Below are 26074 nucleotides of genomic sequence, written 5' to 3'. Positions count from 1 at the left end.
GGAGAATGACCGTGCCCAACCCGACCTCCCGCATCCGCGGCACCGGCTCCCCGGCCCGCCGCACGATTCCGGCGGCCGCCCGCGCCGCGGCCAAGCGCGCCAGGCGACCGGAGCCCCCGGCTCCGGACCAGGGCCGGGACCCGAACCTGGACCGCGATCAGGACCGGGACCAGGGCCGAGAGCCGAACCGGGACCGCGATCAGGAGCGCGACCCGAACCGGGACCTTGACCGGTCCGACGCGCGCACCACCGCGTCCGAGCCGAGGTCCGAGGACCCCGCACCGGAGTCCGGCCCGGCGGAGAGCACCCCCGCGCAGGGGGCGGGGCGGCACCTGCGCACCGCGGTGCTCGGCCTGCTGCTCGTGGCCGGCCTGGTCGCGGTCGCCGTGCTCGGCTGGCGGTACGAGCAGGGGCGGCGGACGGACCAGGCCCGGGAGGAGGCCCTCGCCGCGGCCCGGAAGGCGGCACCGGTCGTGCTGTCGTACGACTACCGGCATCTGGACCGCGACTTCGGCCGGACCCGGGCCCTGCTGACGGGGTCCTTCCTGAAGGAGTACGGCAAGACCACGAAGACGGTGGTCGGGCCGACCGCGAGGAAGTACCACGGGGTCGTCAAGGCGACGGTGGCGGCACCGAAGGACGGCGGGGCCCCCGCCGCGTCGGTCGTGTCGGCGGCGCCCGACCGGGTCGTCGTGCTGCTCTTCGTCAACCAGAGCACCCGCAGCACGCAGGTGTCGGGCTCCCGGGTGGATCTCAACCGGGTGCGGATGACGCTCACCCGCACCTCCGGCGGCTGGAAGGTGAGCGCGGTGGACGCGCTGTGACCGTCGGACCGGCAGGCCCGGCCGCCGACGGGACCGGCACGCTCGACCAAGGTGCGGAACCGTCCGCCCCGCAGGAGTCTGAAGGCATGACCTATCCACCGCCGGAGTTCCCGCACATCGTGGTGCACACCCCCGCCCTCGACGGCTCCCGCAGGGTCACCGAGGGCGATGTGACCCTCGGCATCGCGTCCCATCTGGACGACGTGGTCGAGATCCTGCGCATGGCCGACCTGGACCGGATCGAGGTCGAGGAGAGCGACCTGATCGAGTGGCAGGGCGGGGGACCGGACGAGTGGCCGGGGTTGACCGACGTGGAGGGCATGTAAGGGGGGTGCACGGACGTCGCCAAGAGACGGACAAGCAGGGCGAAGCAGGAGCAGGATGGTGGGCCTGCCCTGCCGCGACGCCTGGGAGAGGGCCATGTACGAGAGCGTGCCCGTGCGCTGCCCGGCCTGTCGGCGCGAGCACGTCTACGCCGCGCCGGAGTACCCCTGCGCGTGCGGCGCCCCGGTCGCCCCGGCACTGGACCTGCGGGCCGCCCCGGTACCGGTCGTCCACCGCGCCTGGGACGAGGACTGGGTCACCGTCCACTGCCCGTCCTGCGACCGCCGGGACGAGTGGCCCCACCCGGAGCTGGGGTGCCCGTGCGGGACGGTGCTGCGGATTCCGGTGTCGGGGGCAGAAGAGGTGGTGGGGCCGGGCCCGGAGGCGGGATCAGGGGCGCCGTCGGAGCCCGGCAGGTCCAGCCAGTCCCCGTCGCTCCCGTGTCAGTCCCCGTCCGACGCAAGGCACGAGCCGGCCACCGAGGCAGGCCCCGCGCCCGAGCCCGTCCGCCCCGCCTTCCGGCCCGTGGCCATCCGGACCGCACAGGACGCGGTGACGGCCGCCGCGCTCTATCTGCGCTGGCTCGGCTACCGGGACATACGCCGGGCCGACCAGCGGCCCCCGTCCGGTATCGGCCTCGCCGCCCGTGGGCTGCTGGCCCAGGTCGATCCGACCGTCCAGCCGGCCTCGCTGCGCGACGTGGAGTGCCTGTGGCTGACGGCCATGTCCGACTCGGCGGACTGCGTCTACTTCTCCCTCTCCGGGTACGCCGACGACGCCCGCTCCCGCGCCGACGCCCTCGGCGTCCCGCTGTTCGTGCTGGACCTCACGGGCACCCCGCAGCCGGTGAACCGCCCCGCCGACGACCTGTCCGCGAAGGGCACGTGAGGTCCGGCGGGCGCTACTCCCCGTACCCCTCCCGCAGTTCGATCTTGCGGACCTTCCCGGACACCGTCATCGGGAAGGAGTCGAGTGTGCGCAGCCTGCTCGGGATCTTGTAGTGCGCCAGCCGGCCCTCGCAGTAGGCGCGCAGCTCCCCCAGCGTCAGCGGGTCGTCCGCGTCCTGCGGGATGACGCAGGCCAGGACCTCCTCGCCGTACAGGTCGTGCGGCACCCCGACGACCTGTACGTCCCTGATCTTCGGGTGGGCGTAGAGGAACTCCTCGATCTCGCGCGGATAGATGTTCTCGCCGCCCCGGATGATCATGTCCTTGATGCGGCCGACGATCTCGACGTAGCCGTCCTCGCGCATCAGCGCCAGGTCGCCGGTGTGCATCCAGCGGCCGGCGTCGACGGCCTCGGCGGTCTTCTCGGGTTCGTTCCAGTAACCGAGCATCACGCTGTAGCCGCGGGTGCACAACTCACCGGCCACGCGTCGAGGTTGGGTCACGCCGTTCGCCGGGTCGACGACCTTCACCTCCAGGTGCGGGAGCACGCGGCCCACCGTGCCGGTGCGGTGCTCCAGGTCGTCCTCTATCCGCGTCTGCAGGGACACCGGCGAGGTCTCGGTCATGCCGTAGCAGATGGAGACCTCCGCCATGTTCATCTCGGCGACCACCCGCTTCATCACCTCCACCGGGCAGGGCGAGCCCGCCATGATGCCGGTGCGCAGGGAGGACAGGTCGTACGCCGCGAAGTCGGGGAGGTTCAACTCCGCGATGAACATGGTCGGGACGCCGTACAGCGAGGTGCACCGCTCCTGACGCACCGCCTCCAGCGTCGCCTTCGGGTCGAAGGACGGCGCCGGGATGACCATGCACGCGCCGTGCGAGGTGGCGGCCAGATTGCCCATCACCATGCCGAACCAGCGGTACACCTTGGGGGTACGATGCGCAGCATGAACATGCGCGGTTCCGGACAGCAAGCTGAGTGCGACATCTACGTCCGGATCAGCCAGGATCTCACGGGCGAGGAGCAGGGTGTCCAGCGGCAGGAGGACAAGTGCCGGGAGCTCTGCGAGCACCTCGGCCTGAAGGTCCGCTACGCGTGGGTCGACAACGACCTGAGCGCCACGAAGAAGGACGTCGTCCGTCCCGACTTCGAGGCCCTGCTCCAGAGCAAGCCGCAGGCGATCGTCTGCTGGCACACCGACCGCCTCATCCGCGTGACGCGGGACCTGGAGCGGGTGATCGACCTCGGCGTGAACGTCTACGCGGTCGAGGCCGGACACCTGGATCTCTCGACGCCGGCCGGGCGTGCAGTTGCACGCACAGTGACGGCCTGGGCGACGTACGAGGGCGAGCAGAAGGCGGCCCGACAGAAGCTGGCCAACCAGCAGGCCGCCGCGCAGGGCCGTCCGTACACCGCGGGCATCCGGCCCTTCGGCTACGGCGACGACCACATGACGATCATGGCGGAGGAGGCGGCGGCCATCGTCCAGGGCGCCCAGATGATCCTCTCCGGGGAGTCTCTGTCGGCCGTCGCGCGGACGTGGACGGCGGCTGGCCTCCGCTCGCCTCGCGGCCTGGCTCGGGGCGGGGATGCGTGGACCCTGCGCGGGGTGAAGAAGGTGCTCACCTCGCCGCGGTACATCGGGCAGTCCACGTACCTGGGTGAGGTCATGGGCAAGGCGCAGTGGCCGCCGATCCTGGACCCGGACGTCCACTACGGGGTCGTCGCCATCCTCAACAGCCCGGAGCGGTTCTCGGGCGGGCCTCGGACGGGGCGCACGCCTCAGACCCTGGTCTCCGGGATCGGGATCTGCGGTGAGTGCACGGAGACGGTGTCCGGGCGTGGCTACCGGGGTGTCCCGGTGTACGGGTGCCGCAAGACGCACACCCACACGCCGCGGAGCATCGTGGACGACCGCGTGAGCAAGGCGACGCTCGCCCGGCTGGTGTTCCCCGACTTCCTCGGGCAGATCCTCAGCTCGCAGACGGCCCAGGACGGCGTCTCCAGCGCCCATCTCCAGGCGGAGGCCCAGGTACTCCGGGAGCGCCTCGACGGGCTGGCTACGGCCTACGCAGAGGGCGCGATCAGCCTGTCGCAGATGACCGCGGGGTCGTCGGCACTCCAGAAGAAGCTCGAAGCCATCGACGCGGAGCTGGTGAGCACGGCCGGCATCCCCCCGATCGACCCGGTCAAGGGGGTGGCTGGTCTGATCGCGGACTGGCCGAACCTGCCGCTTCCGACGCGTCGGGCGTGGGTGGACTTCTGCCTGGTGGTCACGCTGAACCCGGCGAAGGGTCGGCACCTGACCAGCATGTCCGTGGACGACCACGTCACGATCGAGTGGCGTGACGTGAGCGAGTAGCAGGTACGACAAAGCCCCGGCTACCCCCATTCAGGGGTGCCGGGGCTTTGTCTTGTCTCACTCCCCCCGTTCGGGGGTGGTGTCAGTTGTGGTGGCCGCTCTCCAGGCGGTCGATCTCTTCGAGCGCGTCCTCGTAGCGGCTGGCCTCCTGCATGAGGAGGAGGCGGAGGTCGGCGAGCTTGGCTCGTGCCCACTTCGGGAGCCGGGCCTCGCGCTCGGAGCTCATGAGGGTGGGGTACCGCTGGATCAGGTACTCGGGCCGGGTGGTCACGGGGCGACGCGTCCGTTGCGGTTGAACGCGGCGTAGGTGAGGGGCATCTGCTCGGCGAGGTGGTCTTCCATCTTCTCGGCGACCATCTCGATCTCGCGCTGGGGGAAGGAGGGGAAGGAGGCGATGTGGCTCTGGGTTCGCAGGCCGAGGAAGTGCATCAGGCTGCGGGCGTTGGTGGTGACGTAGTACGAGGTGAAGATCCCCACCGGCAGTGCCATGCGGGCCACCTCTCGGGCGATGCCCGCCTTCAGCAGGTTGGTGTAGTCCTCGTACGCGTCCCGGTAGGTGTTGGTCAGGATGTTGTCGACGAGGAACTGCTGCTTCTCGGTGCCGGGGGTGAAGGTGTAGGCGCCGGGCTTGCCGACCTGTACGAGGTCGCGGTTCGCGGCCGGCACGTAGAAGACGGGGGCCAGTTCTTTGTAGCGTCCCGACTCCTCGTTGAACGAGTGGCCAGCACGGTGACGCATGTGCTCGCGGGCCGCGAAGAGCGGGGCCTCTACGTAGAAGGTGAACGAGGTGTGCTCGAAGGGGCTGCCGTGCCGGTCGCGCATCAGGTAGTTGATCAGGCCCTTGTCGCGGGCGAGGTCGACGACGTTCTCGTGACTGCCTCCGATGGTGGACACTCGGGCCGCAGTGGCTACGTCGGAGTCGGTGGCGCTGTGCTTGACGAGCTCGACGGTCACGTCACTGCGGGTCTGGATGTCGGTCACGGGGTGGGGATCTCCTGTTCGTCGTACATGTAGAGCTCGTTCACGTGGTGGATCTTGGTGCCGTACTTCCACTCCAGTAGCTGGAGCTCGCGCCTCAGTCGGTCGGCCTCCCTGCTCAGGCCGAGGCCGGTGTGGAACACCCGCTTGGGTTCGCGTCCGCGGAGCCGGCCGAAGGCGGCGACCCCGTGCAGGGTGTAGACGTTGTCGCGGTTGAACTCGGGGTAGAGGCGGGCTTGGTGGAAGCCGTAGACGATGAGGATGTCCTCGTCGGTGACGGGCTCAAGCGGTCCGAACATGTGCGTCACTTACACACCCTCCCCGAGGTGAGTCAGGGCCTCATGCAGAGCGGCCACCGTCTTGGGTCCCGCGGCAGTGAGCTGCGCGATCCGTGCGTTCAGCCGCTTCACCTCGTCGCCCAGGCGTACGGCCTCGTAGCCCGAGGCGCAGTGGCCGGCGCGGCAGATGTCGACCTCGTTCTTCAGGGCGTGGACCTCGTCCACGAACCCGGCGGGCGGGGCCGGCGTGGTCCTCGGCTGGTCGTCGAAGACGATGGACTCGGCCTTGATGGCGGCGACGTCTACGCCGCGCGCCTGTGCTGCGATGCGCTGTCCCTCAGCGATCCAGTCCCATCCGTTGCTCACTTCCATACCTCCCGTGTCATGCGGTTCTCGGTGTAGCTGTCGTACGAGGAGCGGGACTGGGACGTCAGGTGGAAGCCACCCTCGTCGCACTGGTACCAGCGGGACTCCACCTTCAGTCCGCGCATGGTGCCGCGTGCTTCACCCTGTCGGCTCCGCTTGGCTCGGGCTCGGCCGAGCGCCTTCTCCGCGTCTCGTTCGCTCAGGAACCCGCGCTTGACTCCGCACGGGCAGGCCCTCCACTCGCAGTTGCCCACGTCGTTCTCCTTACAGTTCGTTGACGCCCTTGGCGGCGCTCGTCTTCTTCTTCGCCGTCGTCTTCCTCGCCTTCAGGCTCGGGTCATCCTTGACGAAACGGTCACACTTGCACTCCACGAGGTGGCACTTGCCACGGCTGGAGCCGTCGATGGCGTGGTTGCTGGGGCTGTGCCCGCACTCAGGGTTCCAGCAGTAGCCGGGCCACCCGTCCTGCTTGCCCTCCACGTTGGCCAGGATGATCCCCGAGGACGTCAGGGGTACGACCCGGCCCGTGCCCCCGATGCTCACCTTCTTCGCGAAGCTCTCGGCTTCAGCGACGGCGCCGAAGGGGCCGAAGTTCAGGCCCTTCTCGCCACCCGCCCAGGTGTGGACCAGGACGTAGAGGTCACGCATCTGGAGCATGTCCCCCACCTCCTTGATCACGGCCTTGGCCATCTGCTCAGGGCTCTCGAAGGTGGGGTCTTCGAGGATGTCCACGACCTTGCGGAGTTCGTGCGCCCTCGGGGTGATCCTCATGCAGTCAGCTCGGTGAGCCGGCGCAGCAGGCCGCTCAGGTCGTCGTCCGCTTCGAGGGCCGCGTCGGTGCGGCGCTCGTCCAGCTTGGCGTAGTCACCGTCGATGGGCTCGCCGTCCTCGTCGCGCAGGTGGTCGAGCTCGGCCTGGCGCCGGTCCTCGCGGGCCTGGTACTCGGCGACCAGGGCGCGGACCTGGCCCGTCAGGCTGGCGGCCTCCTCCTCGATCTGCTGCCGGATGACCCGCTTCAGGTTCTCCAGGGCGTCGTTCACTGGTGGGTTCCTCTCTCGATGACCCGCGCTCCCCAGCGTCGGGCGTTGACGTAGACGTAGACGTTCCATGTGGACTCGGGTGACTTGCTGGCGTCTCGCCAGTGGCCGTCGCGCTTGGTGCGGAGGCTGCCCCGTCTGTCCAGGATCTCGATCGTTGTGCCGTCCGGCAGTTCGTCGAGCTCGCTTGGCCTTGTGAGTGTCACAGTATCACACCGTCACACTTGCACAAGTTCGGCGACGCCGTGCAGCTTGGCGTGCAGATCCCGCACCGACCCGTCGTTGACCAGCACGTGGTCGAAGGGCCAGTCATCCAGGCTGGTCTCACTCACGTGGGCTCGGCCGTACCTGTCCCGCGCCGGGCCCACGCCGGGCCTCTCGACCCGGATCATCACGCCGCCCTGCTTGGCCACGGCCTGCGCCTCGTTGGGGAAGCGGCAGTCCGTCACGACCAGGGCCGGCGCATCAGCGTGCTCGGTGAACAGGGCATCCACCCACACGTCAGACCCGAGCACCTTGCGGCCGGCCTCCGTGCCCGTGCGCTGGAGCAGGGACCGCACCTCCGGGTACGTCACCTTCGCGTAGTCCCAGCCGGTCGAGTCGACGAGCTGGCGCAGGCGCAGGTTCCCGGCACCGTAGTGCCCAGGGATCAGGGGGTTGACCGCGTACAGGAAGTCCTTCAGCTTGTCGGCGAACGCCGCCTGCCTCCAGCCCCGCTCGATCAAGGCGTTCGCCGCCTCGTCCTTGCCCGACCTCGCGTACCCCGCGAGCCCGATGATCAGGTCGCTCACCTCAGTCCTCCTCGTCGTACGAGGGGTCGAAGTCGATGATCACTCGGGCGATGCGCCCGCCTTCGAGCTCGGCGTACACGGGCCAGGAGCCGTCCCCGTACAGGGTCGGGATGCTCAGGCCCAGGCCGTGGCCGGCGGGCTCGTTCACGTCGTACTGCTCCTTGCCGAAGGGCGACCTGTCGCACCACTCGGACCAGGTCTTGATGTGGTTGCTCGCATCACCCGTCGCGGTGTAACACGGGTCGCCCACGAACACGGTGCCCGAGTCCACGTACACGGTGCCGATCTCTACGCGCTCACTCACTGCTGTTCTCCTCGGGGTAGTCGGGGGTGATCAGGTTGGCGGCGTACTCCACGCCCAGCGGCACGTAGAAGTCAGCGCCGAGCGGGTCCTTCACCTCGTGCTTGCGCAGCAGCTCGGCGGCGTCGCGCTGGGCTGCACGCACCAGGTCGTCGAGCTCGCGCCTGCGCTGGTCGTGCTCGTCGCCGTAGAGGCCGCCGAGGATGTTCGCCATCTGCACCCCGACGGTCGGAGCCCAGCGCGGGCGCCCGTCCACGTACTCCCAGCCGTCACGGTCTCGCGCCACGCTCAGACCCCGGCGAAGTAGAAGGACTCGTTCAGGTCGGCCGCCCGGACCAGCTCACCCGCGAGGCCGGCGAACTCACGGTCCACGGTGAGGGCGACAGCCTGAACGCGGGCCCGGCCCTCGACGAACCCGATACCCAGGTCCGTGATGGACCACCTCTGCTCGGTCTCCCTCTTGGCCAGGCCGAACCAGGCCAGCTTCGCGAACACCGCGTACTCCGCGTTGGTCAGGCCCAGGTCGTCACGCTTCAGGCCCTGCCCGCCGTGCAGGTACAGCTTGCCCAGACCCGAGACCTCGTTCTTGCCCAGTCGGCTGCGCTTCTCGCTCACGGTCGTGCTCCTCTCGATGACGTGGCTCATCAGGGCGTGGGCCGTCACCCCACACCAACCACCTCCCGGTGGTTTCGCCTCGTTGGTTGCTCGACTCAGACGGCCAGCGCCTTGCGGGTCCGGCCGATCTGTCGGCCGCCGATGTCGGCGCGCTCCCCCGCCGCCTTGCCCGCCTGCCACCCGGTGCCGGTCAGTCGGCGCCGCGGTGCGACCTTGAGCTTGGGGTGGGCCCGCTTGAAGAACACCTCGACCGCCGCCTCCCGCTTCACCAGGACCAGCTCGGTGCTCGCGCCTCCCGCCTCGTGCCGGGCCTCCTGGAGGGCCGTCTCCTCGGCCTGGGCCAGGCGCTTGCGCACCACGCTGGCGAAGCCAGCCATCCAGCTCTTGCGGTAGGACGTCACCGACTCCCCGTACTGGGGGCGGGCCCGCTTCATGCCGTTCAGGGCCTGGAGCTGGAGCGTGCTGAACAGCAGCTCGATGCGGTCGAGGGTGGACTGGTGGGCGTACACCCGCACCTTGCGGTACCGCTTGCGGGTCGCCGAGTCGGTCAGTCCCCAGTACACGTTCTGCGCACCGAGTGCGTGGGTGATGGAGAAGAGCAGGGCCGAACGGTCGGGCACGTACTTGCCCTTGATGTCGAACACCTTCGAGGTGATCTCGTCCGTGCTCGGCTGCGCCTCGGCGAGCAGGGCCTGGTCTATCCCGTACTTGGCCATGAGGTCAGCGGCCCGTCCGAAGTACGCCTCCGCCTCCTCGGGCGAGGCGGCCGGGTCCTCGGCCTTGGCCAGGAGCGCCTTGATCTTCGCGAGCTTGGGGTTCTGGTCCATCAGTCACACCTTCACAGTCATGGCTGCCATCATCAGGAGGCAGGAGCCACCCCACCCCGACCCCCCTTCAGGAGGTTTCGGCACACTTGCACAGTTGGTCAGGAGGTTTCGCGGTGACCGTCGAAGCAGTAGACGTACGAGGTGTCGCCGACCTTCGCCCAGCACAGGCGGTGCCCCCACACGGTGCCCCAGTACTCACGGTGCGCGGCCTTGTTGGTCTTCACCCAGGCCGCGCGCTTGGCCGGGTCGTTCAGCTTGGGGTTCAGGTACGTCACGTTGTTCGAGCGGTCCACGATGTAAGCCGGGCCCGCCCCGTCCCAGTAGCAGTTGCGGTCGTCGTGGTCGTCGGCGCACACCCGCGTCGGGAGGGTGGTCACCTTCGCGGCCACCGGCTGCACCTTGATGGGCTCGGCCGAGGTCGAGGTCGCAGTGCCCAGCACGAGGCCGGCCGCGAGGGCGAGGGTCGCGAGGATCTTGGTGGTCTTCATCGTGCGTTCTCCTTGGTCAGGTTCAGCGGGGGAAGGGTGATCGCTCCGGTTCTCGGCGGCTGCCAGAGGGGCGGGAGCTCGAACTTGAAGGCGGTCAGCCTCGGGATCTCGTGCGGCCGGGCGACGCCGTTCTCGACGGCCACCCGGTACGTCAGGGCGAACTGGGCGACGGCCTGCTTGATGATCTCGCTGTAGCTCAGGCCCGTCGGGGCGAGCGTCTGGATGTGGCGGGCCAACTCCTCGTCGACACGGGCGCTGAGCTGTCGGGGCAGTGTGGTCATGCGGGCACCAGCTCCGTGATGATCTCGCCGTCGGGGGTGATGATGCCCTGGTCGATCAGGGCCTGGGCGGTCCGGCCGTACGAACCCTGGAGGGTCCACGCCAGGCCGCTGAGGATGAGGGTGGCGAACAGTTCGAGGATCTCGTCGACCTCCAGCTCGTCCGCCTCGTAGCTCATGACGTCGATGGCGATGTCCTTCATGCGTCCCATGTCTCAGCCCTTCTGGATCTCGTCGAGCAGTGCACTGGCCAGCCGGAACCCGATGAAGTACAGGGCCAGGTCGGCGTGCCCTTCGGGGGTGTCCGGGATGGGGCGCCCCGCCTCGGTCAGGTTCTCCTTGTAGGCGCTCAGGTCCACGAACCGGCGCCACTTCACGCCCGGCTCCGCGTCCTCGCCCACGTTGGCGGCGGCGTCCTGGATGTCCTCGCGGTGGGCGCCCGCCTCGGCCAGCTCGACCACCTTGTCCCGCACCAGGGCGAGGAAGTCGGCACCGTCGCTCACGTGGGAGTCAGGCTCGGCGCACTGTGCGAGCTGGGCCAGGATCGGCGGGGCGTAGTAGTTGATGCGCTCGATGGTGTTCATCGGTCTCGCTCTCACAAGGGTTGGCTCATCGGGGACGGAGATCCACTCCGCCCGACCACCTCCCGGTGGTTTCGCCTTGATGTGGTTACAGTATCACAGGTGCGCAGGTTACACACTCACTCATCCGTAGCGGATCTCCCCCAGCGCGGCGAGCTGGACGATGACGTCCGCCGTGCCTGCGTCGATGTGTCCCGCGTCGATGCCCTGCTTGTCGTCCCGGTCCATCCACGACTCGATGATGTAGCCGTGGTACTCCCGGTTCACGTACGGCTGGTCGATGTCGAGCAGCTTGGCGTACGCCCCGCGGATGTCGTCCGCGTTCAGGTAGTGCACACCCTCGACCTCACGCACGTCGTCGAAGGCGAAGATGGGGTGCGGCGCGGTGCCCTCGGTGATCGTCCACGTCTTGCCCTCGGGCAGGCCGGCGAACTCCTCCTCGGTGGGCGCCGTCGCCCAGTAGGTGATCCCCCCGTACGAGGCCGTGTCGATGATGTCCTGGGCCACATTGTCGGTGACGTACCGCTGGATGTCCTCGGTGCTGGGCACTGTCTGTCTCCCCTGGATCAGGCGTTGGCGGTGATGCGGACGACGGCTTCGTTGCTCTCGTACTTGTTCTCGCGGACCGCCTTGCGGGCCAGCGTCCTCGCCTTGTCGGTGCGGCGGGAGTCACGGACGTTGCTGTCGTGGGTGCGGAACTTGGGGGTCACTGGGGTCTCCTCATGGTTGGCTCATCAGGGACGGAGATCCACTCCGCCCGACCCCCCTTCAGGGGTTTCGCCTTGGGGTCTAGTAGCCGAACTCGAAGGTCAGGCCGAAGAGTTCAGGTGCCGTGGACTCGACGATCTCGACGTCGTACCAGGCGTCGCCGCTCTCGTTGCCGGTCCCGGTGTGCGGGAAGATGTGCTCGTACTCCCAGTCGGTACGGTCGCCCGTGTCCTCGTCCGGGATCGGGAGGGGGACCGTCGCGATCCCCGACGTCACGACCTCGACCCCGTCCTCGTACGTGTTCTCGATGCGCAGCTTGACGATCGCGGTAGTCACAGGCCCATCAACTCGATCAGCTCATCGACCGTCGGGGTCGGCTGCAACTCCCAGGGGAGGGCCAACAGCAGGCCCTCAACCTGCTCGGCCAGCTCGACCAGGGTCAGCCACTCCGGGGTGCCGGGGTCCTGCTCGGTGCGCCACTCCTGCACCTCCTTGACGAGGTCACGCAGCTTGGTGGTGCGCTGTCTGATCTCGGCGCTCATGCCAGGTACTCCTTCACGTACGCGGCGACCTCGTCCTCGGTGAAGGCGTGGCCCTCGTCGTCGTCGCCCTCGTAGTGCCAGTGGTCGTCGCCGCCGTCGTCGCCCGAGGCGTGCCCCTCCAGCCAGGTCTCGGCCGCCCCGCTGTGCCCGGCCAGGACCAGCACTCGGGCGATCGTGTCCGCCTCCGTGCAGGTGAACGTCGACCCGGTGCCGTCGGCCGTCATGCCGTCCCCGAACACGCCCGCCAGGGCGTCCAGGGCCTCACTCAGTGCGTCGTGCTGGACCACCAGGGTCGGGGGCTGCACGGTCTTGCGCTTGCGCCAGAACTTCATCGGTCACACCTTCACACTCTCGGCTGCCATCATCAGGAGGCGGGAGCCACCCCACCCCGACCACCTCCCGGTGGTTTCGGCTTGGCACACTTGCACAGTTACGCGGCGGTAGCGAACATGGTTCCCCTCGTGGACGTCCCGACCAGGCGGTCCCGCCAGACCACCCAGGTCACGGCCTGCACCGTCGAGGGCAGCTCGCCCAGGCGCTGGGCCGCCTCCCGGTAGCAGTGCGCGATCAGGGCGTACCTCCCCTTGGAGCTCAGCCCGCGGTCCTTCGCGCCGTACTCCTCCCCCACCGCAATGTCGTGGGCGTGCCGGTCGACGCAGACCGCGTCCGCGTCCGTCGGGTCGAGTATCGAGCGGTAGAAGTGGCCGGTCTTGCGGTCCATGGGCAGCACCTCGACCGGGTCGGCACCCGCCAGGATCTTCGCGGCCTTGGCCAGGCAGTCTCCCGTGTGCCGGGCCGGGGTGCCCGAGGCGTACGCCTCCGTGGCCAGCTCGATGTTCAGCCACCAGGCGGTCTGAGGGGACAGCGCGGCCAGGAGGCCGGCCCCGATCTGGACCGAGCCTCCGGCCAGCTCTCCGGCCAGGCGGTGTGCGCTCGGGTACCAGTCCCGACCCTGCAACTCCTGCTCGGCCGAGGCGTCCAGCCACGTGTTGACGATGTTCCGCACGTACTGCTCGCGGGTCCGGGCGTCGGTCTTGATCGGGATCATGGTCTCTCATCTCTGGGTAGGTGGCTGCTCATCAGGACCAGGCCGCCACGCCTGGCCAACACCCGGCCTACTGAGGGCAGTTGGTCCGGATGTTTCACATCGGGTGTTGCTTGCGGTCCCGAGCTGGGGGCATCGGGACGGCGGAGGTAACGCAGTCACTGCCTGGGAGCCGGATGCCTAAAGAAGGCAACCTCCCAGTTGCTGCCGTCACGGAATCCACGACGGTCGAGCATCAGCGTCTGGCGCACGGTGACCTGCATGTTTGGCCTTTCAGCCTCGTTGTGATGTGACACGTGGGGGGTGGCTCATCAGCGGCCGGGTACCGATCCCGGTCCGTACGCCCTCTCGATGGCGTTTCGCCTTCCATGTGACAGTATCACAGCGTGCGCAGGTTACACACTCAGACCAGGGACATGAACACAACGTCGGGTTCACCCGGCGTCCAGTTCGCGACCCGCTCCGTCTCCTGGAATCCGAACTGCTTGTAGAACTCGGGCAGGAACCCGTCGAAGCAGTCCAGCTTGGTCGCACCCTTGTGGTTCACCGCGTCCCACACCAGGTCCGTACCGCGACCCTTGACCGTCGAGAACAGACCGATCATCGTGCCGTCCCCGGCCACCCCGAACCCGGACTTGAAGTCGGGGGTGAGGTAGTAGCTCGCCCCGCGGGGCATCTCGTGCGGCTCGGAGGTCGCCTCCGCGATCCTCTTGCTGCTGTCCCGCGCCCACTCCAGGGCGGCGGTGTACTCGTCCCATGCTGCGGGCTGTACGTAGATCGTCACTACGGCTCCTCACATCGAGCAGGCTGGCTCATCAGCGATCGGCTACCAGCCGACCGGACCCCCTTCCAGGGGTTTCGCCTTTGCTCACCGGGGTGTCACGCGCTCCAGCACCTCCGGATCGTTCACCTTGTGCCAGTCCTCCCAGCACCCCTCCGAGCAGAAGTCCTCGTACCTTCTGGTCGGGGCACCGCACCCGTTGTTCTCACACATCACTTGCCTCCGTTGGGGGGTGGGGTGGGGATGCCGTTCTGCACCATCACCCAGGTACAGGCGTCCTCGAATCCGCGCTCGCAGTCGTCCTGCTTGGAGTCGGCGAACCCGTCGTTGAACGTGCTCACGACCGAGGCCGGAGCCTGGGAGGAGGCGGCCAGGCCGAAGCCCAGACCTCCCCCCAGGACCAGGCCGGCGAGCACACCGGCCAGCACCTTCATCGGGCGAGCACCGCGGCCTTGTACTCCTCGAACGCCTTGACCTCGGCGTCGTGGATGCGCTCGCCGAACCAGAGCGACAGGCCGATCAGGTTGTTCTGCCGGAGCGCGGCATTCACGTGCGCCCTGTACCGGCCGTACTGGATCGAGTGGGTCGTCTTGTCGAGGGAAACCATGGGGACTCCTTGGGTATCGAGCAGGCTGGCTCATCAGCGACCAGGAACCACCTGGCCGGACCCCCCTTCGGGGGGTTTCGCCTTGTCTGGGCAGGCTCATCAGCGCCGGGCTGCCCAGTGCCCGGCGAACCGCCCTGGGGGAGGCGGTTTCGCCTTGGCGACGTTGCTACACTCTCACACTTGTCACACTTGCACAAGCGGGAGAACGGTGACCCTCGTCGCCTCGTACGTCAGGAGCTGCACCGACTGGTGCGCCCGGTACGGCTCCCATGCCGCGTCGGCCAGGAGGTACTTGTCGTCGCACCCGAGGACGGCCAGCCACTCCTCGGCCTGGTTGCCCTCGAAGGGCCAGACGTCGGCGACCTGGTCGCCCAGGCCGGAGCCGTCGAACGCGTTGATCAGGTAGCCGTACTCCGTGCGCCACGGGTCCGGCGTGATCTGGACCAGGTACTGCGGGTACCCGAAGCCGGCCTCGCAGCGGGCGCAGAGGTACCGGTGGTAGCCACCGGCGGTGAGGTAGTAGTGCGTGGCGATCTCGCCGTCCGTGCAGAACTGCTGCATCGGGCTCTCCTTCGTGCTGGTTGGTACACTTGCACACTTGGCGCAAGCTGTCAACCGGCGGGTGCCGGGTGACGTGGCACCCCCCTTGGCATTCGATGCACGGGCCCCGCTCCCGTGGTGGCGAGCGGTCCCGAGGGGGGTTTTGCGGGAGCCCGTAGGGGCGCTCCCCCGGCCCCGTAGGGGCGGCCGGTACTGCCCGGTCCCTTGCGGGACCGGTACTGCCTGCCCTCCCCGCTTGCTTCCTTCCGTACTGCCGTCCCGCGCCGTTCGGCGCGTTCCGTTTCCGGACTGTCCGGGGAGGACAGTTGGGCCCTGGTTCGCGTCCGTTCACCCCCGACACCCTGGATCGTGTGGCATCCCACTCACCAGGACAGCGCCTCAGAGGCTTACTCGCGCTCGCTGTACCCTGACGTTCGCCGGAGGAGCGGGTTCCCTACTCACGTTCGGACTGCGCCGGATACCCGGCCCTCACGCTTCCGTTTCCCCACGCTCTCAGTCACCGTCTACACCGCTTGCGGTGCGTCGTACCAAGTTCGTGTCTTGCTGTGTTGCTGAAGCGACAGTATCACACTCGCTTCGGGTTGTGCAACCTGCGCTTGCTTGGCCTGGCTGCTGTGCAGGTGAGCCGCTGTTCGCCACTCGGTAACCGTTCCCCGGACCATCGACATCCCGGTTCACTCACCCGCTGTGCTGCCTTGCTGAGCTCGACTGTACCCGAAGGTTCGTCGATGTGCAAGTGTCGCTGTCTGGTCTGGCTCGCTTGGCTTGCGCCTTGCTCGCCGTCCCGTCGTGGCGACAGACAGAAGCTTGCGCCACTTGCACGCTCTTTGTCAAACCCGCAGGCCAGATGCCCTTTCCGAGGGGCTGAGAGCCGTTCTCCGGGCCGTTCCGGGGTCCCTTGGGCAGTTGGTCCAGGGAAGGTGCGAAGGGGCGCGCGAGGGTACGTGAGGACGCGTGAGTGTGCAAGTGTGTGCGTGGTCACGTTGACAGGTCGGCATGGGGTGGGGTAGGACCCCCGGAGCGCGAGCTTGCTGACCGCCACGTCTTACCGGCCAAGATCGCGCCACGGTTTCAGGGTCGATCGGAGGAGCGCACCAGCGTGCCGTCGATCGCGGCCTGGACGTGCTTGCCCCGCAGCTTGACCCCAGGATTGGCGGCGGCGAAGAGACGCAGCCGGCCGAGCGGGGAGTCGGGGGACAGGGGCGTGCGGGCCAGCTCGGCGCCAGCCATCTGGAGGGCGAAGCGGAGGTCAGTGTCGTCGCTCATGCGTGCAAGTGTAGGCGGTAGGACTGACAGCCGGCACTGGATTACCGGGGCGCGGCAGCGCCCCCAGGTCGTAAGTGGCTCTGCTCTGGGGCGCCCTCCGGGCGCTTCGCCCCTGTATCCCTTCGCCGTCGCTCCAGGTCAGGCCGGCCGCCGCCAGGCGGCCCAGCCTCGAAGCCTCACTGTGTAAGTGTGACCACGGTCACTCGGAAGGGATGGAAACTTTTCCAAGATCAACTCCTACCAGTAAGTGTAAGGGTAAGTACGAAGTGCGAGGTAGAAGGCTTGAGGCCCTGTCGGGCCTCGCTGACCGAAGCTCCTTACTCCTTACGTAAGTGCAAGTGGGAGGACGAAGACTCCCTCGGGTTGACAGCTTCGGGCAGCCGCCTCTTCAGGCGGGACGTCACCGAGGGTTCAACGTTCCACGTCGGGGGTGATCCAGATGCCGAACTGGGAAGGGTCTGACAGGCGCTCGCGCCTGCCGGCCGACTGGCCCAAGATCCGGCTCCGGGTCCTGCGACGCGATGCAGGGCAGTGCACCGCGCTGAACGAAGCGGGTGCGCGCTGCACCGAGGTCGCGACCGACGTGGACCACATCAAGCCGGGCGACGATCACAGCATGGGGAACCTACGGGCCCTGTGCTCGTGGCATCACCGGCAGAAGAGTGGGGCTGAAGGTGCGGCGGCGAAGGCCGCCAGACGCCGTGCGCTGGAGAAGAAGTTCCGGCGCACCGAGCGGCACCCCGGCCTCCTGTAAGACCGCGCTCCAGGCCCTCCCCGCCTGTTGAGCGTGTGCGCCCCCGAGCCCTCCTCTCCTCGGGTGAGGCGCCGGCCCCTGGCTCACCACCGGGGGCCCGAGACTTCCGCACTACCGATCAGGAGGTGGTCCGTTTGACCGGCTGGTCCTGGGCGTGGATCGCCTGGCTCGCCGCGTTCCTCGCGATCGAGGGCAAGGCCCTCTTCAACAAGACCAAGGGCGACACCCTGAGCGAGCATGTGTGGCGCTGGTTCGGTACCGACAAGCTGACGCAGCCCTCGGGCTGGGTCCGGCTGCGGCGCTTCGTGCTGCTCGCGTTCATGGCCTGGCTGTCGGTGCACTTCCTGACGGGCGGGATCTTCTGAACGTCCTCTACTTCACGTCGGCCACCTGCCGGCCCTGCCGCTCGTTCGGGCCCCTGCTGATGCGGGAGCTCGCCGAGCTCGGGGTCGAGCCGGAAGTGGTGCGCGTGGACACAGACGCCGGCCTCTCGAAGGCCGACTCCTACGACGTGTCGAGTACACCGACCGTCGTCATCGAACGGTATGGCGAGGAGACCACCCGCTTCACAGGGGCACTCCTCGGAGATTCACTGAAGGACGCGCTCAGCGTCCTCCGATGAAAGGAGGTGACCGGTGGGCGCTCGCGGCCCCGTACCGAATCGTGAATCAGACCTCGCGCGCCCCCGGTCGCGCAAAGGCTCTGACGAGCAGGACACCAAGAAGGGCCAGATGCGGAAGGTCACGGTCCCCCGGCCTGACCCCGACTGGCACCCCATCGCCACGAAGCTCTACAACTCGCTGAAGACGTCCGGCCAGGCCGACTTCTACCAGAACAGCGACTGGGCTCTGGCGTACGCCCTGTGCGATGACCTGTCCCACTACAAGAAGTCGGGCAAGCGTTCCGCGCAGATGGCACAGACCTTGTACTCCGCCTTCGGAAACCTCCTGGTGACCGAGGGCGATCGGCGCCGTGTGCGCATCGAACTGCAAGAGCCCGAGGAAGAGACCACGCCGGCCTCTGTCCTCGCCATCGCGGACTACCGACAGGAGCTCGGGCTCTCCGACTGAGGAGGTGAGCCTTGGCTCCGAAGCAGGCTGAGCTCACAGCCGAAGAGATCGAAGAGCTCCCCCCGACGTTCCTCGGCCCGACGTGGCAGAAGGACAGCCTCGGTGCCTGGGTGCTGCCCAAGCGCACCCTGGGCTGGCAGATCGCCGGCTGGGCTGCGGAGTACCTGCAAGCGGAGAACGGCGGCCCCTGGAAGTTCACCAGGGAGCAGCTCCGGTTCGTGCTGCACTGGTACGCCGTTGACGAGAACGGCCGGTTCACCAACCGCAAGGGTGTCCTCCAGCGCATGAAGGGCTGGGGCAAGGACCCCCTGCTCGCGGTGCTGTGCCTGGTCGAGCTGGTCGGCCCGTCGCGCTTCTCCCACTGGGACAAGGCCGGCGAGCCGGTAGGCGTCCCCCACCCGCGTGCGTGGGTGCAGGTGACCGCGGTGAACCAGTCGCAGACGACGAACACCATGGCCCTGATCCCGTCCCTGATGACGGACCACTTCAAGGCCAAGTACGGCGTGAAGGACGGCGCGGTCCTCATCCGCGCGAACGGCGGCAAGTGCCGCCTTGAGGCAGTGACTTCCTCGTACCGTGCGCTCGAAGGTAAGCGAACGACCTTCACCCTGCTCAACGAGACCCATCACTGGGTGAGCGGGAACAACGGCCACAAGATGTACGAGACGATCGACGGTAACGCGACCAAGCAGGACAGCCGTTACCTGGCGATCACCAACGCTTACCTGCCCGGCGAGGACTCTGTCGCCGAGCGGATGCGCGAGTCGTTCAACAAGATCCTCGAAGGCCGGATGGCCGACATCGGGTTCATGTACGACTCGATCGAGGCGCACGCCAAGACCCCGCTTACGGCGCTCGCGCTGCGGATCGTGATCCCGAAGATCCGCGGTGACGCGGTCTGGCTGAACGTCGACTCGATCATCCAGTCCGTGATGGACGCGACGATCGCGCCCTCGCGCTCTCGGCGTATGTGGCTGAACCAGATCGTCGCCGAGGAAGACGCGATCTACGGGCCGGCCGAGTGGGACCCCCTGGTGGATGAGTCCAAGACGCTGAAGCCTGGGGACGAGATCGTCCTCGGCTTCGACGGCGGCAAGAGCTCGGACGCAACAGCGCTGATCGCGCTGCGCGTTCGGGACATGTGCGCCTTCGTGCTCGGCGTCTGGGAGAAGCCGGACGGCCCGCAGGGCGAGGACTGGAACGTGCCTCGCTCGGAGGTCGACTCCGAGGTTCATGAGGCGTTCCGCCTCTTCGACGTGCGGGCGTTCTTCGCGGACGTCGCGCTGTGGGAGTCGTACATCTCCGACTGGTCGGAGGCGTACGGTGCCGGCCTCGCTGTCTCTTCGCCGTCGGGCAAGGACGCGATCGGCTGGGACATGCGTGGTTCGCAGAAGACGGTCACCCTGGCGCACGAGCGCCTGATGCGCTCGATCTTCGACGCGAAGCTGGCCCACGACGGCGACCTGACGCTTCGGCGTCACGTGCTCAACGCCCGGCGCCGGACGAACAACTACGGCATCAGCTTCGGCAAGGAGTCCAAGGACTCCCCCCGCAAGATCGACGCCTACGCCGCCCTGATGCTCGCGCACGAGGCGCTGTACGAACTCCGCGCCCGCGGCAAGAAGGTCCGCAAGCGGACCGGTCGCGGTTACTTCATCTGACCCTGTGCAAGTGTGACCGAAAGGTGGTGAGGCATGGCCGACACCAGCCCAGCAGCCCTGGCGAAGGAACTCCTCGCCATCCTCGACCGTGATGAGCGCCGCATCGAGCGGATCGACGACTACATCCACGGCCGGCACGACGACCCGTACATGCCGCCCCAGGCGGACGACGAGTACCGGCTGCTCGCCAAGCGCGCGGTGTCCAACTGGATGCCCCTGCTGATCGGGACGCCGGCCCAGGCCCTCTACGTGGACGGCTACCGGGCTGGCACCGCGGGTGCCGGCCTGCCCAAGGCTTCGTCCTCGACGAGCACGCAGTGGGCCCACTGGCAGCGTTCACGCATGGACGCCCGCCAGGCCGCGGTCTACCGCGGGGCGCTCGGCTACGGTCACTCCTTCGTCCTGACGGAGAAGACCAAGAAGGGCGTCATGTCCAAGGGCCTGTCGGCCAAGCGGACCGCGGCCCTGTTCGAGGACCCCGCGAACGACGAGACGCCGTACGCCGCGATCACCGTGGTGTCCAAGCCCCGCGGTGAGATGCCGGGCAAGGCCCGGCTCTTCGACGGGCGCAACGAGTACCCGGTCCAGTTCAAGTCGTACACCGATCCTGACTCGGTCCGGGTCGGGACCGGCAAGCGGCACGGTGCCAACGAGTGCCCGGTCACCCGGTTCGCCGCCTCGGTCGACCTCGAAGGTCGCACCATCGGCGTCGTCGAGCCGATGATCCCGCTCCAGGACCGCATCAACCAGACGATCTTCGACCTCCTGGTCGCCCAGACGTACACCTCGCACGAGGTGCGGTACGTGACCGGCATGGCTCCGCCTCTCCAGATGGAGATGCTCGACGAGCAGGGCCAGGTCACCACCGATCCGGCGCTCGCGGTCGACAGCCGCCCCAAGCTGGACGCGGCCGGCAACCCCATCCCGGCTGCCATCAACCACAACGCGCGGCGCTTCCTCTTCGCCGAGGACCCGGACGTCAAGTTCGGTTCGCTGCCCGCCGGTCCGATCGGCTCGCTCATCGACTCCGTCGACATGAGCATCCGGCACCTGGCCGCGGTCAGCCAGACCCCGCCGCACCACTTGCTCGGGCAGATCGCCAACCTGTCTGCCGAGGCCCTGCTTGCTGCGGAGACTGCACTGAGTCGCAAGATCACCGAGTTCCAGTCCATCTTCGGCGAATCGTGGGAGCGAGTCTTCCGCCTGGCCGCCGAGATGGAAGGCGACACCGCCGCGCAGGACGACTTCTCCGGCGAGGTCCAGTGGCGAGACATGGAGTCCCGCTCCCTGGCCCAGGCCGCGGACGCGCTCGGCAAGCTGGGCGACCAGCTCGGCATCCCGAAGCGCGGCCTGTGGAAGCGAGTGCCCGGCGTGACCCAGACCGAGTACGAGGACTGGGAGCAGATGGCCGAGGACGACGACTCCGTCGGCCAGCTCGCGACCGCCCTGACTCGGGCCACCCCCGATACGGCATCGACCTCGGTGCCGGCCTCACCCGACAGTGAGGCGGTCGCCGCGTGACCAGCCCGGCCCGACAGGCTGAGGCTGACCGCGCTGCGATTGCGTTCCAGACGGCACTCACCGAGATCGGTGCAGGCACCGTTGCTGAGGCGCTGAAGCTGTGGGAGGACGTCCCGGTCACAAGCCGGGCGTCCACCTCCGCCTCCTGGTTGAGGCGGGCCATCACGCTGGTGATGGGCAGACGGCGCCAGTCGCGGGACCTTGCCCGCGCTTACTACCGCCTCGTCCGCGCGCTGCGGACGGGGACCACGGTGGCTGATCCCTACCACCCCGAGCCCAGGTACGTGACTGTCACGACCCTGCGGCAGGAGTTCAACGAGCTGGTCAAAGGCGCTGAGCGCCCCCAGGAGGGGCGTGCAAGTGACGCCCCCACCAACTCCTCGGACTCCTCCTCGTCGGCCGCGACCGGCCAAGCTGGGGAAGCTGACGAGGCCAAGCTGACCGATCCCGACGCCGACCGTGAGTCGGAGCTCGACCGCATCCTGGTCGAGGAGATCGCGCAGCTTCGGGAGTCGGAGGAGCGGATCGAGCGCGAGGCGGAGCAGGAGCTGCGCCTGGTCCTCGAAGCGCTGGGGAGCAACAACCTCCAGAAGAAGGTCGACGCGATCGACGGCGCCAGGAGCGCTGACGATGTCGACCAGGAGCGGGAGGAAGCGCACCAGCAGGCCGGCGCCCGCCAGGCCGCAGCCGCAGAGCGCGTGGCCCTGAACGGTGGTCGCTCAGCGATCTGGAACCACATGTCGCGGGACCGTCGAGTCCTCGGCTACATACGACTTTCGCGTACCGGAACCCCTTGCGGGTGGTGCGCGATGCTCATCTCTCGTGGGCCCGTCTACCGCTCGGTGAAGTCCGCTGAGTTCGCCGACGGGGACAAGTACCACGACAACTGCCACTGCTACGCGGAGCCCGTGTTCTCGCAGGAGCAGTACAACGGCTCGTCCACCTACGAGCTGAATCGCCGGTACGAGGAGCTGTGGCCCAAGGTCACACGCGGCCTGTCCGGCAAGGCGGCTGTGTCCGCCTGGCGCCGGTTCATCCGGCAAGAACAGCAGGCCGCAGCCCAGGAGGCTCGGCGATCCACAACGAGCGTCCAGGAGGCGTGACAGTGCCCGAGCAGGAAACCCCCAGCACCGAAGAGACCACCGTCGAGGAGACCGTCGAGACGCCCCCGGAGGGCGAGACCCCCAAGGGCGACGAGACCGGTTCGACGGAGGAGAAGCCCACCGAGGAGGGCGTGCCGGCCGAGGTGCTTCGCAAGAAGCTGACCGACGCCAACGCCGAGGCGGCGAACTACCGCACGAAGCTCCGTGAGACGGAGGCCAAGCTCAGCTCGGCCAAGACCGTCGAGGAGTTCGAGGCGGCGACCGCCGATCTCAAGGGCCAGATCGCAGCGCTGGAGCGGTCCATCCTGCTCAACAACGTGGCCGCCAAGTACGAGCTTCCGCCCGCCCTCGCCAAGCGCCTGACCGGCGACGACGAGGCCGCGCTGGAGGCCGACGCGAAGGAGCTCCAGAAGCTCGTCGCGCCCGAGCAGCCGCAGTCCCTGTCCGGGGGCCTGACCCCTGAGACGGACGGGGACGACTTCGACCCGGTCAAGGCCGCACAGGAAGCGCGCCGTAGCCGTCGCTACTGACCACCCCCTGGCAAGTGTGCAAGTTGCGCACGCCGTCCTCCCCTACCGAACGGAGCAAGTAACCCGTGGCTGAACACATCGTCGTCAAGCCGGAGAAGATCGCCGCGACCGCGGCGGTCGCTCTGGAGCAGTCCCTCGTCGTGCCCGCGCTCTTCCAGCGCGAGGGCATCGACCAGTACAAGGGTGCCAAGAACGACACCATCAACGTGCGCGTCGAGGGCGTCCTGCCCTTCCGGTCGTACGGCTTCCGCAACGCGCGGTCCGCCCCGATCACCTTCGACGAGTACTCCGAGAAGACGGTCTCCGTCACCTTCGGCGGCGACATCTACTCCGCCGTCAAGCTCACCGACGAGCAGCGGGACTTCGACCTCGCGGGCTGGGCCAAGCTCATGGCCAAGCAGACCGAGGCGATCGGTCGCGGCCTGGAGCGCCAGGCTGTCGACGCCCTGCTCGACGAGGACTACGCCGTCGTCCTGGGTGGCGCCAAGTCCGGCCGTGACCTGCGGGCCACGCTGATCCGTGCCCGTGACGTGCTGAACAAGTTCCGCGTCCCGCTGGAGGGTCGCGTCCTGGTCGTCGGTTCCGGCTGGGAGCTCGCGCTCCTGACGGACGACAAGCTGAACCTCGCCGGTAACGTCGGCGAGCAGGAGGCGGTCTCCGCTCTGCGTGAGGCTTCCATCGGCCGGCGCTTCGGCTTCGACATCATCGTCTCGCAGGAGGTCCCCGCGGACGCTGCGTTCGCGATGCACCGCTCGGCGTTCATCTTCGCGACCGGCGCCCCGTCCGTCCCGTCCTCGGTGACCGGTGGCTCTGCCGCTCACAACGGTGTGGCCCTGCGCTGGATTCAGGACTACGACGCGAACTACCTGACCGACCGCTCGGTGGTCAACACCTACAAGGGCTTCCGCTCCGTCAAGGACGAGCTCCTGGGTGTCGACTCCGGCACCAACCAGGCGTTCGTCTCGCAGTACGAGCACTTCGTCCGCGCGATCAAGCTCGACCTCGACGCGACCGCGGACGTCCTGCCCGACCCGGACGGCCCGGACGCCGCGCAGCAGGAGCTGGCCGCGATCACTGGTGTCGCCGGTACCGCTGACGGCCCGACCGTCTGATCCATCGGCTGAGTGGGGCGGGGTGTGCAAGTGACGCACGCCCCGCCCCTCCCCGTGAGTGAAGGAGAACCACCTTGGCGGACTTCGCCACACTCGATGAGCTGAAGGCCCGTCTCGACTGGACGCTCGACACTGACGAGGAGCGTATCGCGACCTCGGCCCTGGAGGACGCTTCCGACCTGGCCACGTTCCACGCTGGCCGCGACTGGCCGGACGGCGCCGCCCCTCGCCTGGTACGGACTCTGGTCCTGAAGGCGTGCAAGCGGTACATGACCAACCCCTCGGGCTACACGCAGTCCCGAGCGGGCGACGAGACCCTGGGCTGGAACGACACCCAGGGCGAGAACGCGGGCACCGTCTACTTCACCGACGAGGAGCAGAAGCTCCTCGCAGAGATCGGCGGCCGGAAGGCCGGCCTGGTCTCGGTGGGCGTGAGCGCGTGGGACTCGAACATCCGGCGCTACCGCAACCGTCCCCGGCGCCACCACCGCGGCAACGACCTCCCGCTCGGCTTCGTGCCCTCGGAGTCCGGCAAGGACTTCCCGCTGTACGCCAGTGAGGACGACGTCTGGTGAGCTCGATGCAGCGCAGACGCGGCGTCGATGCCGTGATCTACAAGAGCCGGTACCACACCGACAACCGCGGCAATCAGATCCTGGTCGCCGACGACGACGGCCCGTACCGCGTCAAGTGCGCGCTGATTCCCCAGCGTTCGGCCCGTGCCGAGATCCCCGGTCAGCAGCAGATCAACATCACCCGCATGATCGTGGCCCACGACCTCGAAGGCGTGGAGCTGTGGTCGCGGGTCGAACTGCTCGGCAAGGTCTGGGACATCGTGACCCCGCCGGCCTACCACCACGGCGAGCGCAAGACGCGGCACTGGGCGATCGACATCCGCGAGAGGCCGAGCTGATGGCCTACGTCTACAAGGGCCTGAACGGCAAGACGATGGGCGACATCATCGCCGACATCGACGGCGTCCAGGCCGAGGTCGACGCGCGAGCGTTCGAGATCGGCATCCGCGCGGAGGAGCTCCTGCTCCAGCACCGCGCCGAGGGCATCGCCCAGATCGACATCGTCAAGGGCGACGTCGATGCGTACGTCGTCCTTGCCGACGCCAACGGTACGAACGCCAAGTCCGGCGCCAACTCGGCCGCCTCGATCGAGTTCGGCCGCTCGGCCTACGACGTCGAGGTCGTCGACGAGCAGGGCCACTACGTCACCGAGTACACGGTCGGCGCGATGCAGGGCCTCCACATCCTGGAGCAAGCCTCGCACCTGCCGAAGAAGTCGGGCCCCGCGGTCAAGGTCAAGCGCCAGAAGGTCCGGATCATCCGGCGCAAGAAGAAGAAGCGCGGGGGTGGTAGAGGCTGATGGCCGGAGTACCCCCGGAGATCAAGGCACTTGCCGAGCTCTCCCCCGTCGAAGACCTGATGCTCGCGATCCTGCGCGAGGGTCTTCCGGGGATCACGGTGAAGTCCCTGATCGCCAAGAACCAGACGTTCCCCCTCGTCCTGGTGCGCCGCGACCCCTCCTTCGGGAACTGGTCCGGCGACACCCGATTCCTCGACGCAGCTCGCGTCGCGGTGCACGTCTTCTGTCAGGACCCTGACGGTGACGAAGACGCCGCGATCCTCTCCGAGGCCGTGCGTGTGGTCATCCGCAACGCCTGGCTCTCGCAGAAGGTCGTGCCCTCGCGCGGCCACATCACTCGGGTCGACCTCGCCTCCGCTCCTCGTCGGGTCACCGACTGGGCGACGAGCACCGGCCCCGTCCAGTACGCGGATCTCCCCACTGGTGTCTGGCGCTACGAGTCGACCTACGACATCGAGATCCGCAAGCCGCGCAACCGCCCGTATCCCATCCCGTAAG

45 protein-coding genes, 7 other RNA genes and 1 pseudogene are annotated in these 26074 nt (G+C 68.2%); 17 read left to right on the top strand and 36 right to left on the bottom strand.

What is annotated here, in order from left to right:
- Positions 1-11 precede the first annotated feature (11 nt).
- The 3 genes from ABZ910_RS00615 to ABZ910_RS00605 all read left to right on the top strand — a co-directional run bounded on the left by ABZ910_RS00615 (position 12) and on the right by ABZ910_RS00605 (position 2036).
- The gene (locus ABZ910_RS00615) at positions 12-824 is read left to right on the top strand and encodes a hypothetical protein (RefSeq protein ID WP_361356949.1); all 813 of its coding nucleotides are present in this window, start codon (positions 12-14) and stop codon (positions 822-824) included.
- A gap of 86 nt (positions 825-910) precedes the next feature.
- The gene (locus ABZ910_RS00610) at positions 911-1150 is read left to right on the top strand and encodes a hypothetical protein (RefSeq protein WP_361356946.1); all 240 of its coding nucleotides are present in this window, start codon (positions 911-913) and stop codon (positions 1148-1150) included.
- Between the two features lie 55 nt (positions 1151-1205).
- Positions 1206-2036 carry a hypothetical protein gene (locus ABZ910_RS00605; RefSeq protein ID WP_361356943.1) on the top strand — a complete coding sequence of 277 codons (831 nt, stop codon included), beginning with the start codon at positions 1206-1208 and terminating at the stop codon, positions 2034-2036.
- Between the two features lie 13 nt (positions 2037-2049).
- On the opposite strand, the pseudogene ABZ910_RS00600 reads toward ABZ910_RS00605, so the two are convergent.
- Positions 2050-2952: pseudogene (locus ABZ910_RS00600) on the bottom strand (AMP-binding protein); the annotation flags it as partial.
- Between the two features lie 33 nt (positions 2953-2985).
- On the opposite strand from ABZ910_RS00600, the gene ABZ910_RS00595 reads away from it, so the two are divergent.
- Positions 2986-4401 (top strand): recombinase family protein, encoded by a 1416-nt coding sequence (locus ABZ910_RS00595; RefSeq protein ID WP_361356941.1) that lies wholly within the window; start codon positions 2986-2988, stop codon positions 4399-4401.
- An 82-nt stretch (positions 4402-4483) separates the two neighbouring features.
- On the opposite strand, the gene ABZ910_RS00590 is transcribed toward ABZ910_RS00595, so the two are convergent.
- From ABZ910_RS00590 to ABZ910_RS00420, 35 genes are all read right to left on the bottom strand, one after another.
- A complete protein-coding gene (locus ABZ910_RS00590; protein WP_361356938.1) occupies positions 4484-4672 on the bottom strand; it encodes a hypothetical protein in 189 nt (62 codons plus the stop codon).
- Positions 4669-5382, bottom strand: a complete 714-nt coding sequence (thyX, locus tag ABZ910_RS00585; protein ID WP_361356934.1) for an FAD-dependent thymidylate synthase — start codon at positions 5380-5382, stop codon at positions 4669-4671. The genes ABZ910_RS00590 and thyX overlap by 4 nt, the downstream gene beginning before the upstream one ends.
- Positions 5379-5687 (bottom strand): hypothetical protein, encoded by a 309-nt coding sequence (locus ABZ910_RS00580; protein ID WP_361356932.1) that lies wholly within the window; start codon positions 5685-5687, stop codon positions 5379-5381. Before ABZ910_RS00580 ends, thyX begins: the two co-directional genes overlap by 4 nt.
- Positions 5688-6023: a hypothetical protein gene (locus ABZ910_RS00575; RefSeq protein ID WP_361356929.1), complete on the bottom strand. Its 336-nt coding sequence runs from the start codon at positions 6021-6023 to the stop codon at positions 5688-5690.
- Positions 6020-6148 carry a hypothetical protein gene (locus tag ABZ910_RS00570; RefSeq protein WP_361356926.1) on the bottom strand — a complete coding sequence of 43 codons (129 nt, stop codon included), beginning with the start codon at positions 6146-6148 and terminating at the stop codon, positions 6020-6022. The genes ABZ910_RS00575 and ABZ910_RS00570 overlap by 4 nt, the downstream gene beginning before the upstream one ends.
- Positions 6149-6287: 139 nt before the next feature.
- Positions 6288-6794: a hypothetical protein gene (locus ABZ910_RS00565; RefSeq protein WP_361356923.1), complete on the bottom strand. Its 507-nt coding sequence runs from the start codon at positions 6792-6794 to the stop codon at positions 6288-6290.
- Positions 6791-7063, bottom strand: a complete 273-nt coding sequence (locus ABZ910_RS00560; RefSeq protein ID WP_361356920.1) for a hypothetical protein — start codon at positions 7061-7063, stop codon at positions 6791-6793. The genes ABZ910_RS00565 and ABZ910_RS00560 overlap by 4 nt, the downstream gene beginning before the upstream one ends.
- On the bottom strand, positions 7060-7266 hold the full coding sequence (locus tag ABZ910_RS00555) for a hypothetical protein (protein ID WP_361356917.1): 207 nt from the start codon (positions 7264-7266) through the stop codon (positions 7060-7062). The genes ABZ910_RS00560 and ABZ910_RS00555 overlap by 4 nt, the downstream gene beginning before the upstream one ends.
- Before the next feature lie 12 nt (positions 7267-7278).
- Positions 7279-7851, bottom strand: coding sequence for a hypothetical protein (locus ABZ910_RS00550; protein ID WP_361356914.1), 573 nt, complete (start codon positions 7849-7851; stop codon positions 7279-7281).
- A gap of 1 nt (position 7852) precedes the next feature.
- The gene (locus tag ABZ910_RS00545; RefSeq protein ID WP_361356912.1) at positions 7853-8155 is read right to left on the bottom strand and encodes a hypothetical protein; all 303 of its coding nucleotides are present in this window, start codon (positions 8153-8155) and stop codon (positions 7853-7855) included.
- Positions 8148-8438 carry a hypothetical protein gene (locus ABZ910_RS00540; RefSeq protein ID WP_361356909.1) on the bottom strand — a complete coding sequence of 97 codons (291 nt, stop codon included), beginning with the start codon at positions 8436-8438 and terminating at the stop codon, positions 8148-8150. The genes ABZ910_RS00545 and ABZ910_RS00540 overlap by 8 nt, the downstream gene beginning before the upstream one ends.
- Before the next feature lie 2 nt (positions 8439-8440).
- Complete coding sequence (locus ABZ910_RS00535) at positions 8441-8767, bottom strand: hypothetical protein (protein WP_361356906.1); 327 nt, start codon at positions 8765-8767, stop codon at positions 8441-8443.
- A gap of 16 nt (positions 8768-8783) precedes the next feature.
- Positions 8784-8847: hammerhead ribozyme type II (locus tag ABZ910_RS00530), an RNA gene on the bottom strand.
- A gap of 15 nt (positions 8848-8862) precedes the next feature.
- A complete protein-coding gene (locus tag ABZ910_RS00525) occupies positions 8863-9594 on the bottom strand; it encodes a DUF2786 domain-containing protein (RefSeq protein ID WP_361356904.1) in 732 nt (243 codons plus the stop codon).
- Positions 9595-9611: 17 nt separating this feature from the next.
- An RNA gene (locus ABZ910_RS00520) (hammerhead ribozyme type II) lies at positions 9612-9677 on the bottom strand.
- A gap of 15 nt (positions 9678-9692) precedes the next feature.
- Entirely contained in the window at positions 9693-10082 is a 390-nt protein-coding gene (locus ABZ910_RS00515) for a hypothetical protein (protein WP_361356901.1), read from the bottom strand.
- Positions 10079-10363, bottom strand: coding sequence for a hypothetical protein (locus ABZ910_RS00510; RefSeq protein ID WP_361356899.1), 285 nt, complete (start codon positions 10361-10363; stop codon positions 10079-10081). The genes ABZ910_RS00515 and ABZ910_RS00510 overlap by 4 nt, the downstream gene beginning before the upstream one ends.
- Entirely contained in the window at positions 10360-10572 is a 213-nt protein-coding gene (locus tag ABZ910_RS00505) for a hypothetical protein (protein WP_361356897.1), read from the bottom strand. Before ABZ910_RS00505 ends, ABZ910_RS00510 begins: the two co-directional genes overlap by 4 nt.
- A gap of 3 nt (positions 10573-10575) precedes the next feature.
- The gene (locus tag ABZ910_RS00500; RefSeq protein ID WP_361356894.1) at positions 10576-10944 is read right to left on the bottom strand and encodes a hypothetical protein; all 369 of its coding nucleotides are present in this window, start codon (positions 10942-10944) and stop codon (positions 10576-10578) included.
- Between the two features lie 120 nt (positions 10945-11064).
- Entirely contained in the window at positions 11065-11490 is a 426-nt protein-coding gene (locus ABZ910_RS00495) for a hypothetical protein (protein ID WP_361356891.1), read from the bottom strand.
- 17 nt (positions 11491-11507) lie between these two features.
- Positions 11508-11651, bottom strand: a complete 144-nt coding sequence (locus ABZ910_RS00490; protein ID WP_361356888.1) for a hypothetical protein — start codon at positions 11649-11651, stop codon at positions 11508-11510.
- A gap of 79 nt (positions 11652-11730) precedes the next feature.
- On the bottom strand, positions 11731-11985 hold the full coding sequence (locus ABZ910_RS00485; protein ID WP_361356885.1) for a hypothetical protein: 255 nt from the start codon (positions 11983-11985) through the stop codon (positions 11731-11733).
- Positions 11982-12191, bottom strand: coding sequence for a hypothetical protein (locus tag ABZ910_RS00480; RefSeq protein WP_361356882.1), 210 nt, complete (start codon positions 12189-12191; stop codon positions 11982-11984). Before ABZ910_RS00480 ends, ABZ910_RS00485 begins: the two co-directional genes overlap by 4 nt.
- Positions 12188-12523, bottom strand: coding sequence for a hypothetical protein (locus ABZ910_RS00475; protein ID WP_361356880.1), 336 nt, complete (start codon positions 12521-12523; stop codon positions 12188-12190). Before ABZ910_RS00475 ends, ABZ910_RS00480 begins: the two co-directional genes overlap by 4 nt.
- A 17-nt stretch (positions 12524-12540) precedes the next feature.
- Positions 12541-12605: hammerhead ribozyme type II (locus ABZ910_RS00470), an RNA gene on the bottom strand.
- A gap of 16 nt (positions 12606-12621) precedes the next feature.
- On the bottom strand, positions 12622-13239 hold the full coding sequence (locus ABZ910_RS00465; RefSeq protein WP_361356877.1) for a hypothetical protein: 618 nt from the start codon (positions 13237-13239) through the stop codon (positions 12622-12624).
- Positions 13240-13257: 18 nt separating this feature from the next.
- Positions 13258-13339: hammerhead ribozyme type II (locus ABZ910_RS00460), an RNA gene on the bottom strand.
- Between the two features lie 300 nt (positions 13340-13639).
- Positions 13640-14020 carry a hypothetical protein gene (locus ABZ910_RS00455; protein ID WP_361356875.1) on the bottom strand — a complete coding sequence of 127 codons (381 nt, stop codon included), beginning with the start codon at positions 14018-14020 and terminating at the stop codon, positions 13640-13642.
- A 17-nt stretch (positions 14021-14037) separates the two neighbouring features.
- Positions 14038-14100: hammerhead ribozyme type II (locus ABZ910_RS00450), an RNA gene on the bottom strand.
- Between the two features lie 129 nt (positions 14101-14229).
- Positions 14230-14451: a hypothetical protein gene (locus ABZ910_RS00445; protein WP_361356872.1), complete on the bottom strand. Its 222-nt coding sequence runs from the start codon at positions 14449-14451 to the stop codon at positions 14230-14232.
- Positions 14448-14624, bottom strand: a complete 177-nt coding sequence (locus tag ABZ910_RS00440; RefSeq protein ID WP_361356869.1) for a hypothetical protein — start codon at positions 14622-14624, stop codon at positions 14448-14450. The genes ABZ910_RS00445 and ABZ910_RS00440 overlap by 4 nt, the downstream gene beginning before the upstream one ends.
- A 19-nt stretch (positions 14625-14643) precedes the next feature.
- An RNA gene (locus ABZ910_RS00435) (hammerhead ribozyme type II) lies at positions 14644-14707 on the bottom strand.
- A 2-nt stretch (positions 14708-14709) separates the two neighbouring features.
- An RNA gene (locus tag ABZ910_RS00430) (hammerhead ribozyme type II) lies at positions 14710-14779 on the bottom strand.
- 28 nt (positions 14780-14807) lie between these two features.
- Positions 14808-15185 carry a hypothetical protein gene (locus ABZ910_RS00425; RefSeq protein WP_361356866.1) on the bottom strand — a complete coding sequence of 126 codons (378 nt, stop codon included), beginning with the start codon at positions 15183-15185 and terminating at the stop codon, positions 14808-14810.
- A gap of 1071 nt (positions 15186-16256) precedes the next feature.
- Positions 16257-16451 (bottom strand): hypothetical protein, encoded by a 195-nt coding sequence (locus ABZ910_RS00420; RefSeq protein WP_361356863.1) that lies wholly within the window; start codon positions 16449-16451, stop codon positions 16257-16259.
- Between the two features lie 439 nt (positions 16452-16890).
- On the opposite strand from ABZ910_RS00420, the gene ABZ910_RS00415 reads away from it, so the two are divergent.
- The 13 genes from ABZ910_RS00415 to ABZ910_RS00355 all read left to right on the top strand — a co-directional run bounded on the left by ABZ910_RS00415 (position 16891) and on the right by ABZ910_RS00355 (position 26073).
- The gene (locus ABZ910_RS00415) at positions 16891-17205 is read left to right on the top strand and encodes an HNH endonuclease signature motif containing protein (protein WP_361358060.1); all 315 of its coding nucleotides are present in this window, start codon (positions 16891-16893) and stop codon (positions 17203-17205) included.
- 125 nt (positions 17206-17330) lie between these two features.
- Positions 17331-17570, top strand: coding sequence for a hypothetical protein (locus ABZ910_RS00410; protein ID WP_361356860.1), 240 nt, complete (start codon positions 17331-17333; stop codon positions 17568-17570).
- Positions 17489-17827, top strand: a complete 339-nt coding sequence (locus tag ABZ910_RS00405) for a thioredoxin family protein (RefSeq protein ID WP_361358058.1) — start codon at positions 17489-17491, stop codon at positions 17825-17827. Before ABZ910_RS00410 ends, ABZ910_RS00405 begins: the two co-directional genes overlap by 82 nt.
- A gap of 109 nt (positions 17828-17936) precedes the next feature.
- A complete protein-coding gene (locus tag ABZ910_RS00400; RefSeq protein WP_327424350.1) occupies positions 17937-18275 on the top strand; it encodes a hypothetical protein in 339 nt (112 codons plus the stop codon).
- An 11-nt stretch (positions 18276-18286) separates the two neighbouring features.
- Positions 18287-19936: a terminase gene (locus ABZ910_RS00395; RefSeq protein WP_361356857.1), complete on the top strand. Its 1650-nt coding sequence runs from the start codon at positions 18287-18289 to the stop codon at positions 19934-19936.
- A 33-nt stretch (positions 19937-19969) separates the two neighbouring features.
- Positions 19970-21457, top strand: coding sequence for a phage portal protein (locus ABZ910_RS00390; RefSeq protein WP_361356854.1), 1488 nt, complete (start codon positions 19970-19972; stop codon positions 21455-21457).
- Positions 21454-22560 (top strand): hypothetical protein, encoded by a 1107-nt coding sequence (locus ABZ910_RS00385; RefSeq protein WP_361356851.1) that lies wholly within the window; start codon positions 21454-21456, stop codon positions 22558-22560. The genes ABZ910_RS00390 and ABZ910_RS00385 overlap by 4 nt, the downstream gene beginning before the upstream one ends.
- Positions 22561-22562: 2 nt before the next feature.
- Complete coding sequence (locus ABZ910_RS00380) at positions 22563-23090, top strand: hypothetical protein (protein WP_361356847.1); 528 nt, start codon at positions 22563-22565, stop codon at positions 23088-23090.
- 65 nt (positions 23091-23155) lie between these two features.
- Positions 23156-24202 carry a hypothetical protein gene (locus ABZ910_RS00375; protein WP_361356844.1) on the top strand — a complete coding sequence of 349 codons (1047 nt, stop codon included), beginning with the start codon at positions 23156-23158 and terminating at the stop codon, positions 24200-24202.
- Positions 24203-24276: 74 nt separating this feature from the next.
- Positions 24277-24777 carry a hypothetical protein gene (locus tag ABZ910_RS00370; RefSeq protein ID WP_361356841.1) on the top strand — a complete coding sequence of 167 codons (501 nt, stop codon included), beginning with the start codon at positions 24277-24279 and terminating at the stop codon, positions 24775-24777.
- 5 nt (positions 24778-24782) lie between these two features.
- Positions 24783-25115, top strand: coding sequence for a phage head-tail adapter protein (locus tag ABZ910_RS00365; protein WP_361356838.1), 333 nt, complete (start codon positions 24783-24785; stop codon positions 25113-25115).
- The gene (locus tag ABZ910_RS00360) at positions 25115-25576 is read left to right on the top strand and encodes a DUF5403 family protein (protein WP_361356835.1); all 462 of its coding nucleotides are present in this window, start codon (positions 25115-25117) and stop codon (positions 25574-25576) included. Before ABZ910_RS00365 ends, ABZ910_RS00360 begins: the two co-directional genes overlap by 1 nt.
- Positions 25576-26073 (top strand): hypothetical protein, encoded by a 498-nt coding sequence (locus ABZ910_RS00355; protein WP_361356832.1) that lies wholly within the window; start codon positions 25576-25578, stop codon positions 26071-26073. The genes ABZ910_RS00360 and ABZ910_RS00355 overlap by 1 nt, the downstream gene beginning before the upstream one ends.
- Position 26074 lies beyond the last annotated feature (1 nt).

The sequence above is a fragment of the Streptomyces sp. NPDC046805 genome, assembly GCF_040645355.1.
GTDB lineage: Bacteria > Actinomycetota > Actinomycetes > Streptomycetales > Streptomycetaceae > Streptomyces.
Note: the sequence above shows the minus strand (reverse complement) of the source record. Positions and strands in the feature narration are given on the sequence as shown.